A 13,123-nucleotide genomic window follows, 5' to 3' on the forward strand; every position below is an offset into this window, starting at 1 on the left:
ATCCCATTTACCCAGCCTCAGTTCATTGATAATGAAGAAAAAAAGGCCAGTGCTCCAAGACGTCGCCGATATGGTTGGGGTGACCAAAATGACCGTCAGCCGGTATTTGCGTAATCCAGAACAAGTTTCCGCGCTTTTGCAGAAAAAAATCGCGCTGGCGTTAGACGAACTGGGCTATATCCCCAACCGCGCCCCCGATATCCTGTCCAACGCGACCAGTCATGCCATCGGCGTATTGTTGCCGTCATTGACCAACCAGGTTTTTGCCGAGGTTTTGCGCGGCATTGAGAGTGTGACGGATGCGCATGGCTATCAGACTATGCTAGCGCACTATGGCTATCAGAAAGAGCGTGAGGAGCAGCGGTTAACCTCGTTACTCTCTTATAATATCGACGGCCTAATCCTCTCCGAACGTCACCATACCGCCCGTACATTGAAAATGATTGAGGTCGCGGGGATTCCAGTCATTGAGCTGATGGATTGTATTTCGCCGTGTATTGATTTGGCAGTGGGCTTTAATAACTTTGAAGCGGCAAGGCAGATGACGCAGCAAGTTATCGCCAAAGGCCATCGCCATGTTGTCTATTTTGGCGCACGTCAGGATGAGCGTACCGTCATTAAGCAGCAAGGTTATGAGCAGGCGATGCGTGAATCCGGTTTGGTGCCGATGAGCGTGATGACCAGCCGTTCATCATCATATTCGGCAGGTGCTGAGTTGTTGCGTGAAGCGCAAGCCAGTTATCCACTGATTGACAGTATTTTTTGTACCAATGATGACCTGGCAATTGGTGCCGTATTTGAGTGTCAGCGTCAGGGGTTATCTATCCCTTATGATATGGCAATAGCGGGTTTCCATGGTCACGATATTGGCCAGTCGATGGTACCCAAGCTGGCCAGTGTGCTAACCCCGCGTGAAAGAATGGGGCAAATTGGTGCCGAGCGTTTGCTGGCAAAACTGCGCGGAGAGGCGGTAGCGCCGAGGATGGTTGATGTTGGTTTCACCATCCTCCCCGGCGGCAGTATTTAAATCACAATGGTTTAGCTAAATAACTATTGCTGCCAGATGCTATATCACCATGGCTAATAACAGGCAACCGACCAGGCCGCAGACCGAAATAATGGTTTCCAGCACTGACCATGACTTAAAGGTTTCCACAATGGTCAGGTTGAAGTACTCCTTGAACAACCAAAAGCCCGGGTCGTTGACGTGAGAGAAAATCACGCTACCGGAGCCGACGGCAATAACCATTAATTCAGGGCTGGCACCGGTGGTGGCAATGAGTGGTGCTACGATACCGCCAGCCGTAATCGCCGCCACTGTCGCAGAACCTAGCGCAATACGCAGTACGGCTGCGATTGACCATGCCATTAGAATTGGTGATAAACCGCTGCTATTCATCATGTTGGCAATATAATGATCGACGCCACTGTCGACTAAAACCTGTTTGAAAGCACCACCGCCGCCGATCACCAATAGCATCATTGCAATGATTTTGATGGAGTCGGTCACGGTATCCATCACTGATTCCATTGACCGGCCACGGTTTAAGCCAAAGGTGAAAATCGCTATCAATACAGCGATTAAGGTGGCGATCACCGGGTCACCGAAGAACTCCGCATAAGAGAGCACTGGGTGGCCTTTTGGCAAAATCATCTCTGCCACTGCCCGCAATGCCATCAAAATCACCGGAACCAGCGCTGTACAGACACTGACGCCAAAGCTTGGCATCTCTTCATCGGTGAAGGTTTTCGGGTTATACAATCCTTCTGGTACCGGTTTATCAATTCCTTTTAGGAAGCGCGCAAACACCGGGCCGGCCAGAATAACGGTCGGAATTGCCAGTAAAGTCCCGTACAGCAGCGTTTTACCCATATCCGCATGGAAAATGGTCGCAATAGCTGTTGGGCCGGGGTGAGGTGGTAGGAAACCGTGGGTTACCGACAAGGCTGCAGCCATCGGCACACCGACATACAGCAGTGGGATTCGGGCGGATGCGGCGATACTGAATACCAGTGGCAGCAACAGTACAAAGCCCACTTCATAAAACAGCGCAAAACCGACAGTAAAACCGGTCAGCACGACCGCCCACTGAATGTGTTTTTTGCCAAATTTATCAATCAGTGTGGTCGCAATTCGTTGAGCGCCGCCACAATCAGCCAGTAATTTACCGAGCATGGCACCAAAGCCCATAATCAGCGCCAGACTGCCTAACGTTCCGCCAACCCCAGCTTTGATTGAGCCGACGACTTTATCGACTGGCATCCCTTGCATGATACCTACCGCCAGCGCGACCAGTATCAGCGAGATAAATCCGTTCAGTTTGAAACGGATCATCAGTAACAGCAGCATGGCAACGCCAACCGCGACAATGACTAATGGCATAGTATTTCTCCAATAACTTTGGGTATTTCGTTTTTTGTTATGATTTGCGGTCAGCTTCTTTTTATCGTCAGTAGGGTCGGAAGATGGCCTTTGTGATAAAAATCACATCTTCATTTGTTACCGGTATCATGATACCGGTAACATGGTAAAATACGGAACCATAGAGAGCAGTAAAATTCCCATTCTGAGATAGAGATCAACATTATGGCAGGACATAGCATTATCGTGATGGGTGTATCGGGTAGCGGCAAAACCACGGTAGGAGAGGCTGTAGCCCGCCAAATCCATGCCAAATTTATTGATGGTGACGATCTACACCCTCGCGCCAATATTCAGAAGATGGGCAGCGGGCATCCACTGAATGATGAAGATCGTATGCCGTGGCTGGAGCGTTTGAGTGATGCTGCCTACAGCCTGAATCATAAAAATGAAACCGGTATTATTGTCTGCTCAGCGCTGAAGCGCCGTTATCGTGATCGTCTGCGGGAAGGTAATCCGGGGATGGTATTTATATATCTAAAAGGCAGTTTCGACGTCATCATGGAGCGATTAAAAGCTCGCTCTGGCCATTTTATGCCAACTGATCTGCTGAAAAGCCAGTTTGACGCGTTGGAAGAGCCGGGTTCAGATGAGCCAGATGTTCTCTGCGTCGATATTGATGCGGATATTGATAACGTGGTGCAGCGTTGTGTATTAGCACTGAAAAGTCGTAACTAAAGTGAGTTTATACCCAAGAGGGCGCGCCCCTCTTGGATTGCGCAACTGAGGCCAACCCTATTTGGTCAAATATGCCCGCACACCATCTAAAAACATCTGCGTAGATAGCATCACCAAAATTAACCCCATCAGCCGTTCCAGCGCACTGACACCTTTATTACCCAGCAGGCGCAGGAACAGATTCGACATCAGCAAAATCGCCGCAGACAACCCCCACGCAATCATCAACGCCAACACTAAATGGCTAATTTGATTAGGATATTGATGCGACAGTAGCATCAGCGTTGCCAGAATCGATGGGCCTGCCACTAAGGGAATAGCCAGTGGTACTAAGAATGGCTCTTCCCCAGCCGATAACCCGGTAACGTTACTTTCTGGGGTGGGGAAAATCATCTTAATTGCGATTAAAAACAGAATAATACCGCCAGATATTGACACCGTTTCAGTTCGCAGATTTAGGAACGCCAGAATCTTCTCGCCAGCGAACAGGAAAATCAGCATTAATATCAGCGCAATGAGCAATTCGCGAATCAATACGACTCGCCGCCGCTTAGGTTCCAGATGCTTGAGTACCGACATAAAAATCGGCAGATTTCCCAGTGGGTCCATAATCAAAAACAGCAGCACTGTTGCCGCAATCATCTCAGTCATTATTACCTCTAGGGGACTGGCGTTTCCCGCCAATCAAAGCCACATATTAGGAAGATTGCTTTGAATCATTCTGGTATCGAATAAATTCACTTGCCACTTTGTCCATATTTTGTAAGGTGGTATCAGGTCTATCTTAGTCAGTCTGCCGTACCCTTACAGCGCGCAGTTATACAAGACAGGCATCCATTAATCGGTGTCACCTTCCAAGGCAGGACAGTAAACATGAAAAATGTTGGTTTTATCGGCTGGCGCGGTATGGTCGGCTCAGTGCTCATGCAACGCATGATTGAAGAACGCGACTTTGACGGTATTCGCCCGGTCTTTTTCTCCACCTCGCAACATGGCCAGGCCGCGCCGACATTTACCGGCCAGCAAGGTACGTTGCAAGATGCTTATGATATTGATGCGCTGAGTGCATTGGATATTATCATCACCTGCCAAGGGGGAGATTATACCAACGAAGTTTATCCAAAGCTGCGAGAAATCGGCTGGAAAGGCTATTGGATCGACGCCGCTTCTTCTCTTCGTATGCAAGATGACGCAATTATTATTCTGGATCCGGTCAACCATAGTGTCATTCAACAGGGTTTAGATAAAGGTATCAAGACCTTTGCGGGGGGTAACTGTACGGTTAGCCTGATGCTGATGTCTTTGGGTGGTTTGTTTGCTAATAATTTGGTTGAGTGGGCATCAGTTGCCACTTATCAGGCAGCATCCGGTGGTGGCGCGCGCCATATGCGTGAGTTGCTGACTCAGATGGGTATGCTACATGCTGGCGTGGCTAAAGAGTTGCAAGACCCGGCCTCTGCCATTTTGGATATTGAACGTAAGGTCACTGCTGCAACCCGTAGTGGTACCTTGCCAACTGATAACTTTGGCGTACCGCTGGCAGGTAGCCTGATCCCGTGGATCGACAAACAACTGGATAATGGTCAGAGCCGCGAAGAGTGGAAAGGCCAGGCTGAAACTAACAAAATTCTGAACACCAGCAGCGTCATTCCAGTAGATGGTCTGTGCGTGCGCATTGGTGCGCTGCGTTGCCATAGCCAAGCTTTTACGCTGAAACTGAAAAAAGACGTGCCATTGCCAGAAATTGAGCAAATGTTGGCAACGCACAATGACTGGGTTCGTGTTATCCCGAATGACCGCGAGTTGAGCATGCGTGAACTGACTCCGGCTGCGGTAACCGGTACATTGAATACCCCGGTTGGCCGCCTGCGTAAATTGAATATGGGGCCGGAGTATCTCTCCGCCTTTACTGTAGGTGACCAGTTGCTATGGGGCGCGGCAGAGCCATTGCGCCGTATGCTGCGCATCTTGATGTGATTGGTTATTAAGAGTAATAACGATAAAGCCCTGATCTTATGGTCAGGGTTTTTTTATATGATTAACACGGCTTTTTTGTATCCCTCGATGTGTCAGCAACTACGTTGCACGTCACCCGGTACGGGCTTCGCACTACAGCAATTGGCTGATATTCAGCTCTTCCATTAAACGATAGTTATCTGAATAATCCACTGGGATGGCAATGACTGCCGGGCCTAATACATCCATAGCTTGATGCAATTTATGGGATAATTCGTCAGCAGATTCTACGGCAAAACCTTTCGCCCCAAAGGATTCGGCGTACATTTTGAAATCAATCGGGCCAAAGCTAACTCCCGATGGCCGATGGTATTTTTTCTGCTGCTGTATTCCCACCATGTTGTAACCGTTATCGACCCAAATAATATGCAGTAAATTGCTTTTCAGGCGCACCGCGGTTTCCAGCTCCATACTTGATTGCATGAAACCGCCGTCACCCGATACGGATACGACCTTTTGATGTGGGTTCACCAGTGCGGCGGCAATGGCCCATGGCAGTGCAACGCCCATAGTCTGTTGACCGTTTGACATCAAAATTTGGCGGGTGCGGAAGCTGTAAAGATAGCGGGCAATCCAGATGTGAAAGCTCCCCATATCGACACATAGGGTCACGTCACTATTAACAATATCCTGCATTGCCCGGACCAAACGCAGCGGATGAATAGCGAAACCACTCATATGGTCAGCCCGGCTGGCCAAGTCTCGTCGTTGGCGGCAGCGCTCTGTCAATACCGCCTGTGTTGCCAATGTTAACATTAACGGGCCATGTATCCGTGGGGCTAATGCATCCACTGTAGTGGCAATATCGCCCAATAACTCTTTTTCTGGTTGATAGGCTGCGTCTATTTCGGCGGGTAAAATATCCAGATGTATCAGTGTCGCCTGGCCACTGTTCCACAGTGCTGGGTCATATTCCACTGGGCTATAACCGATGGTGATAATCACATCGGCTTGTTGTAGTAACTTGTCGCCAGCCTGATTATTAAATAAGCCCACCCGCCCGGCAAAATGATCAAAGTGTGCCTGATCAACCACCCCTGCGGCTTGATAGGTGCTGGTGACCGGTATTTTGCTATGGTGAAGTAAACGCCGTATGGCTCGAGCGTTTGCCGGCTGGCTGGCCATCAATCCGAGGAGCAAAATGGGATTTTTAGCGTTGTTAATCAACTTAGCCACGGCAGTAATCTCATCCAAGGGGGCACCGCCACTGTGTGGGCATGGTTGATGAATCAACGCCTGACTGGTCACGGGGTTGTTGAGGATATCTTGCGGCAGGCTAACAAAGGCCGCGCCCGGCCGACCAAATTCAGCGGTTCTAAAGGCATTACCCAGGACTTCTGACAGCGCCGCAGAGGCAGTTACCTCCGCACTAAACTTAGTTATCGGGCGAAAAATACTCACAGTATCCATACTCTGGTGAGTTATTTTCAGGCTATCGGCCCGCTTTACCGCGCCGCCTAGCGCCACCACCGGATCCCCTTCAGAGGTCGCTGTTGCCAGCCCGGTAACTAAGTTGGCGCAACCCGGCCCTGAGGTGACTAATGCAACGCCTGCTTTACCGGTTAACCGGCCGATGGCCGCAGCCATGAAAGCCGCATTCGCTTCGTGGCGCACCACAATCGTTTGAATGCTGGAATCTTCCAGTGAATTAAATACTCGATCAATTTTAGCGCCGGGAATACCGAACACCTGTTTTACACCTTGCTGCTCTAAATGATTAACCACCAGATCAGCCCCGCACTGCCAAGCCTGAGTATGCGTTTCATTGGTCATGATGTGTTGTCCTCTATGGTTGATTTAGCCGCTATTAATTGATGTTTTACCGCCGGTTAACTTTCTACCGCGCGGATGGCGTTATTGAGATTTTGCGGGGAGAGATTGGCCTGGAGAAAATCAGCTTCCTGCGGCAGATCGATTACCAGTTTGGCCACGGTGCCGAAGGTCAGAACACCCTTTTCCAATTGGTAGTCGAGCACATGGCCACCGCCATTGCGGGTGTCAGTAATAAAATGCTCGTGGTAGCCAGCAACATTTATTCCTTGGGTATAGTCCGGGCTGCGAAAACCGATGATCACGCCATTTTGCTGGGTGAAATCAAACGTCGGTTGCTCGGAGATGGCTTCAAGCATGGGTTTATAGGGGCGCTGTTGGCAGGGAACGGTGCGGGTTTCAACGTGGCTGAAGGTGCCATCAATACGCAGAGCACAAAACAGATTATCTGTTTTGGTAAGGTCATCAATCAGGTTATGGAGCTGCTTTCTGCTTATTTTATGTTCGAAACTGCGTTTTTCGGTCGGCTGAAAAAAAGTCATTACTGCGAAAGGTGTCTTCTGTTCTGGTTGTGCTGAACGGGCGCTGCCATCGGATCGTAATTGATAAATTTTACTGTTTAGTGCGACTAATTCACCATCAAGATTGTTAAATGTTCCTAATCCAAAATCACCGTGTTTCAGTAGTTCTGCCATGGTGATTTGGCCTTCATAAACCCCACTAATTAGCGCGCTCATTAGTGATGTTTGATAAATAATGCACTCAGAATGCTTTTCTCTATAGGCAATAAAGCTTTTTACAATCTCTTGAGTACATGAACAATGCGATGTTATTGATTTAGTCATCTCTCTCTCCGTCTTACCTGTAACATAAATTATATTTATATTTACGTATAAGGTTGACGCTGAAAGAACATAAGTACCAATATAGGAATCCCACTTTTTTGATATCAATAATATATGGAACTACGTTATCTACGATATTTTGCTGCGGTTGCTTCAGCCCGCCATTTCACCCGGGCGGCTGAAAAGCTGGGTATCTCTCAGCCACCACTAAGTCAGCAAATTCAAAAGCTAGAGCGGGAGATCGGGACACCACTGCTACGTCGGCTCACGCGCGGTGTTGAACTGACTGATGCAGGGAAAGCGTTCTATGTGGATGCCTGTCATATATTGACGCTTACGGATGAAGCGATAGAGCGAGCTAAAAGTATCGCGCGCGGGGAGACGGGTAAGTTGCGGGTAGGTTTTGCCAGCTCGACAGCCTTCCAGCCCTTGGTATTGCGCCTACTCCACGCCTATCGGGATAAATATCCTGAGGTGATATTGTCACCCAGTGAAAAGACCATGCCGGTGTTAATGAATGATTTGCATAACGAACGCATTGATGTGGCTTTTATCCGTCAGCCATGTGATGCCAGCAATGAATTCACCTGTAAGGTGCTGGTGGAGGAAGATATGTTGCTGGTACTGCCCCATAACCATCAGTTGCATCGCTGCCCACAAATCAATCTGCAAGCGATACAGCATGAAAAGCTGATTACTTTCCCTCGCGAAGTGGCTCCAGGATTGTTTGATACCATTATCAGCGCTTGCTACCGTGCCGGGTTTAAGCCGGAGCTGGGGCAACAATCCCCCCAGTTGGTGTCTGCCATAGGGATGGTGTCGGCAGGCTTTGGTTTTACTATCGTGCCTCGCTCGCTGACAACTATTCAGGCGAATAATGTTACTTATCATGAGATTGACGATAGCTTGCTAAAAACCAAGATTACACTGGCATGGCGGCGGCATGAGCGCTCTGCTGCGGTACTTAATATGGTGAGTATCATTGCTCGCACGGGTAAGTAATTAACCGCTGTTAACCCTCACTCGCGGTGATAAAGGGCAACTTAAGTGTAATGCGCGTGAATTTATCTGCCTCGCTTAGGACGGTGACACCATATTCGTTGCCATAGCGGACTTTAATTCGCCGATCTACCAGATTCATCCCCAGCCCATCGCCGTTTGGTTGCGGTTGATACAAACCAGCATTGTCTTCCACTTCCAGTATCAACGTATTGCCCTCGAGCTTACCGTGCAAGGTGATGCGCCCGTGATTGAACATCTGCGCTATGCCGTGTTTGATGGCATTTTCGACCACGGGTTGCAGGGAAAAAGCCGGTAAACGCGCTTCCATCAACTCATCAGGTAATGAGATCTCAACGGAGAGGCGGTCGGCAAAACGTGCCTTTTCTATTTCCAGATAAGCATTCACATGTTCAATTTCATCGCTCAGCGTGACCACATCATGGCTGCGCTTGAGGTTCTTACGGAAAAATGTCGACAAAGAAAGCACCAGCTTGCGGGCATGGTCTGGATTACGGCGGATTACTACTGACAGGGTATTCAGTGCGTTAAAGAGGAAGTGAGGATTTACTTGCGCGTGCAGTAGCTTGATTTCTGATTGTGCCAATAGCTGTTTCTGTTGTTCAAATTCACCCGCCAGAATCTGGGCGGACAGCAGGTGAGCAATACCTTCACCCAATGTGCGGTTGATACTGGAGAACAATTTACTTTTTGGTTCATACAGCTTGATGCTGCCAATCACCCGATGCTCTTCACCGCGTAGTGGGATAACTAACGTGGAACCCAGTTTGCAGTTGGGTGAAATAGAGCAGGTATAAGGGACGGCATTGCCATCGGCATAAACCACCTGATTCAACTCAATCGCCCGGTGGGTATGGTCTGAGGTGATAGCACTCCCCACAAGGTGATGGTCGGCGCCGGTGCCGATAAATGCCAGTAATTTCTCGCGGTCGGTAATTGCCACCGCGCCAACGCCCAGCTCCTCATACAAAATACGTGCCACCCGCATACTGTTTTGTTGGTCAAAACCATGGCGTAGTTGCCCCTCCGCCCGTGCGGCAATTTGTAATGCTTTGGCTGAGAAGGCGGTGGTATATTTTTCGAAAATAGCCCGCCGGTCCAATAAGATACGCATAAACATGGCAGCACCAATGGTATTGGTGATCATCATCGGCAGGGCAATGTTTCCGACCAACTCGACAGCTTCATGGAATGGGCGGGCAACGGCCAAAATAATTAACATTTGCAGGACTTCAGCGACCAGCGTAATGCCTGCAACCACCAGCGGTTGGAAGAGCAAGTCAAGGCGGTTTTTACGTATCAGATAGCTGTGGAGGAAGCCACCCAATAGCCCTTCAGCGACGGTAGACAACATACAGGCGGTGGCGGTCATCCCACCCATGGAGTAGCGGTGCAACCCACCCGTCAGCCCCACCAGGAAACCGACCGATGGCCCCCCCAGAACACCGCCCAACACGGCACCGATAGCACGGGTATTGGCGATGGAGTCCTCAATATGCAGACCAAAATAGGTGCCCATGATGCAAAACATGGAAAACGTGAGATAGCACACCAGTTTGTGGGGCAGCCGAATGGTAACCTGCATTAACGGAATAAACAGCGGTGTTTTACTTAACAGATAGGCGATCACCAGATACACACACATCTGTTGTAGCAGGGAGAAAATCAGTTCGGCTTGGCTTACGCCCATATTGATAACCACAAATGCTAATTCTTGCCGCTATTGTAACCACATTTAGCCGCAGAAAGTTTTAACCGTTACCCCTTTTAAGCAAAAAGGGCCTTATATGGGCAAACGTCAGCTCAGTTCCCTGTTTTGGGCATTTCTACTGGCCGATGTTATCCGCACTGTTTTTACGTCTTAACTTAGGGTTTTACGTCATTCACGCACGCCTTACGCCGTTTACACACTGTTTTTTTTGCTAATTCATATGAGAAAAAATTTCATTAATAGTAAGCCGATTTTTTTGGCGGCCTTTGACTATGCTTATAGTTTGGGTAAGAAAAGTTAACTGACGAGCTTTTACTGTCAGAAAATGAGTATTAGGGCATTAAATCAACTAATTGGTTAATCATTGACCTTAGTCACTCTTTAAACGCTAAATGGATTGCATGATGAAAAGGTCGGTTCTGCTGTCAGTGTTCAGAATTTGGCTCAAAATCATGCCGTTAATCATAGGAAGAAATCATGCCAGTACTTCCCGATCGTCAGGTGATTAATCAGATTATTTCCGGCCATTATGCCGATCCCTTTTCCATTTTGGGTATGCACCAAACTGCGCAAGGGTTACAGATATGCGCTTTGCTGCCAGATGCAAAAGAAGTCTGGCTGGTCGAAACGGAAAGTGGGCGCAACATTGCTCAGTTGACCAGTGAAGACCCGCGCGGTTTTTTCATTGCGAAGCTTCCTCGTCGTAAAAGCCCGTTTCGTTATCAATTAGCGGTTACCTGGCAAGACAGTCCCCAAATCATCGAAGATCCTTATCGATTCGGGACGTTATTGCAGGATATTGACAGTTGGTTATTGGCCGAAGGCACCCATCTACGCCCTTATGAACGGCTGGGTGGGCATTTAATGAGCCTTGATGGGGTCGCGGGGGTCAGTTTTGCCGTTTGGGCACCTAATGCCAAACGGGTGTCTGTGGTGGGGGAGTTTAACTTTTGGGATGGTCGCCGCCACCCGATGCGGTTACGGCGCGAAAATGGTATTTGGGAGCTATTCCTGCCTGGCGTACAAGCCGGCCAGTTGTACAAATTTGAGATAATAGACAGTAATGATCAGGTGCGCTTAAAAGCGGACCCTTATGCATTTGAAGCTCAGATGCGGCCAGAAACTGCCTCGTTGGTCAGCCCGTTACCTGAAGTGGTGCCAAATACGCCAGCAAGACAGAAAGCCAATGATTTGCGCTCACCGGTTTCTATCTATGAAGTCCATCTCGGTTCATGGCGCCGCCATACCGATAATAACTATTGGCTCAGTTATGGCGAGTTGGCGGAGCAACTGGTTGAATACGTTAAATACATGGGGTTTACCCATGTCGAGCTGCTGCCGATTAACGAACATCCATTCGATGGCAGCTGGGGTTATCAGCCGCTCGGGTTATATGCACCGACCCGCCGCTTTGGTACTCCGCAGGATTTCAAAGATTTTGTTGCCGCATTCCATACCGCGGGGATTAACGTCATCCTTGATTGGGTTCCCGGTCACTTCCCGAGTGATGAACACGGGCTCATGCAGTTTGATGGCACCTCGTTGTATGAATATGCCGATCCGCGCGAAGGCTATCATCAGGATTGGAATACCCTGATTTATAACTATGGCCGTAATGAGGTCCGTAATTATTTGGCTGGCAATGCGTTTTACTGGATGGAACGTTTTGGTATCGATGCATTGCGTATCGATGCCGTGGCTTCGATGATTTATCGCGATTATAGCCGTGCTGAAGGGCAGTGGGTGCCTAACTATTATGGCGGGCGTGAAAATCTGGAAGCGATTGCTTTCCTGCGTTACACCAATCACACCATCGGCGTTGAGCGCCCAGGCGGTGTGACGATGGCGGAAGAATCGACCGATTTTCCTGGCGTGACATTACCGCCCGATGCCGGCGGATTAGGGTTTAACTATAAATGGAATATGGGTTGGATGCATGACACGCTCAATTACATGCAGTGTGATCCGATTCATCGCAAGTACCACCATAATCTGATGACTTTCGGGATGTTGTACGCCTATACCGAGAATTTTATCTTGCCTATCTCCCACGATGAAGTGGTGCACGGTAAGCGCTCGGTGCTCGATCGTATGCCGGGGGATGCCTGGCAGAAATTCGCCAACCTGCGTGCCTATTACGCGTTTATGTGGGCGCATCCCGGTAAAAAACTGCTGTTTATGGGCTGCGAGTTTGCACAGGGGCGCGAGTGGAATTTCGATACCAGCCTGGACTGGCATTTACTGGATGATGAAAATGGCTGGCACCGTGGCGTGCAGCGTTTTGTTCGTGACCTGAACCACTGCTATCAACAACATGCGCCACTCTATGAATTAGATTACCAGCCCGATGGCTTTGAATGGCTGGTGGTAGATGACCACGAAAACTCAGTGTTTGCTTTCTTGCGCCGTGATGCGAATGGTGGCGAACTGATTGCCATCAGTAATTTCACACCGGTGCCGCGTTATGACTACCGTGTGGGCATTCCGCAGGCAGGGCATTATCGGGAAGTACTTAATTCTGACTCTGAGTTTTACCGTGGCAGCAATCTGGGTAATCAGGGGGGGATCCATAGCCAGCATGTCGGTAGCCATAACCACGTGCACTCATTGTTGTTAACACTACCGCCACTGTCGACTATTTACCTGTTACGGGAGGGGTAG

10 protein-coding genes are annotated in these 13,123 nt (G+C 49.1%); 5 read left to right on the forward strand and 5 right to left on the reverse strand.

The window, feature by feature from the left end; genetic code table 11:
• Nucleotides 1-31 precede the first annotated feature (31 nt).
• Nucleotides 32-1,027 carry a gluconate operon transcriptional repressor GntR gene (gene gntR / locus Q2T71_RS19795; protein WP_372560295.1) on the forward strand — a complete coding sequence of 332 codons (996 nt, stop codon included), beginning with the start codon at nucleotides 32-34 and terminating at the stop codon, nucleotides 1,025-1,027.
• A 39-nt stretch (nucleotides 1,028-1,066) separates the two neighbouring features.
• Here gntR and gntT read toward each other — a convergent pair whose 3' ends face one another.
• The gene (gntT, locus tag Q2T71_RS19800) at nucleotides 1,067-2,383 is read right to left on the reverse strand and encodes a gluconate transporter (protein ID WP_372560296.1); all 1,317 of its coding nucleotides are present in this window, start codon (nucleotides 2,381-2,383) and stop codon (nucleotides 1,067-1,069) included.
• Between the two features lie 204 nt (nucleotides 2,384-2,587).
• Here gntT and Q2T71_RS19805 point away from each other — a divergent pair, with 204 nt between their 5' ends.
• Complete coding sequence (locus Q2T71_RS19805; protein WP_083161277.1) at nucleotides 2,588-3,100, forward strand: gluconokinase; 513 nt, start codon at nucleotides 2,588-2,590, stop codon at nucleotides 3,098-3,100.
• A gap of 57 nt (nucleotides 3,101-3,157) precedes the next feature.
• Here the strand turns inward: Q2T71_RS19805 and Q2T71_RS19810 are convergent, their stop codons facing one another.
• Nucleotides 3,158-3,751 carry a YhgN family NAAT transporter gene (locus Q2T71_RS19810; RefSeq protein WP_005186017.1) on the reverse strand — a complete coding sequence of 198 codons (594 nt, stop codon included), beginning with the start codon at nucleotides 3,749-3,751 and terminating at the stop codon, nucleotides 3,158-3,160.
• Nucleotides 3,752-3,973: 222 nt separating this feature from the next.
• Between Q2T71_RS19810 and asd the strand changes: the two genes are divergently transcribed.
• Entirely contained in the window at nucleotides 3,974-5,077 is a 1,104-nt protein-coding gene (gene asd / locus Q2T71_RS19815) for an aspartate-semialdehyde dehydrogenase (RefSeq protein WP_083161275.1), read from the forward strand.
• A 132-nt stretch (nucleotides 5,078-5,209) separates the two neighbouring features.
• Here the strand turns inward: asd and alsS are convergent, their stop codons facing one another.
• Nucleotides 5,210-6,889 (reverse strand): acetolactate synthase AlsS, encoded by a 1,680-nt coding sequence (alsS, locus tag Q2T71_RS19820; protein ID WP_372560297.1) that lies wholly within the window; start codon nucleotides 6,887-6,889, stop codon nucleotides 5,210-5,212.
• Between the two features lie 56 nt (nucleotides 6,890-6,945).
• A complete protein-coding gene (budA, locus tag Q2T71_RS19825) occupies nucleotides 6,946-7,731 on the reverse strand; it encodes an acetolactate decarboxylase (RefSeq protein WP_372560298.1) in 786 nt (261 codons plus the stop codon).
• A gap of 114 nt (nucleotides 7,732-7,845) precedes the next feature.
• Between budA and Q2T71_RS19830 the strand changes: the two genes are divergently transcribed.
• A complete protein-coding gene (locus Q2T71_RS19830; protein WP_372560299.1) occupies nucleotides 7,846-8,733 on the forward strand; it encodes a LysR family transcriptional regulator in 888 nt (295 codons plus the stop codon).
• Nucleotides 8,734-8,743: 10 nt separating this feature from the next.
• On the opposite strand, the gene Q2T71_RS19835 is transcribed toward Q2T71_RS19830, so the two are convergent.
• The gene (locus Q2T71_RS19835; protein ID WP_372560300.1) at nucleotides 8,744-10,441 is read right to left on the reverse strand and encodes a LytS/YhcK type 5TM receptor domain-containing protein; all 1,698 of its coding nucleotides are present in this window, start codon (nucleotides 10,439-10,441) and stop codon (nucleotides 8,744-8,746) included.
• A 498-nt stretch (nucleotides 10,442-10,939) separates the two neighbouring features.
• Between Q2T71_RS19835 and glgB the strand changes: the two genes are divergently transcribed.
• Nucleotides 10,940-13,123: a 1,4-alpha-glucan branching protein GlgB gene (gene glgB / locus Q2T71_RS19840; protein ID WP_372560301.1), complete on the forward strand. Its 2,184-nt coding sequence runs from the start codon at nucleotides 10,940-10,942 to the stop codon at nucleotides 13,121-13,123.

Source organism: Yersinia sp. 1652 StPb PI (assembly GCF_041538345.1).
In the GTDB taxonomy this organism is placed as follows: domain Bacteria; phylum Pseudomonadota; class Gammaproteobacteria; order Enterobacterales; family Enterobacteriaceae; genus Yersinia; species Yersinia enterocolitica_E.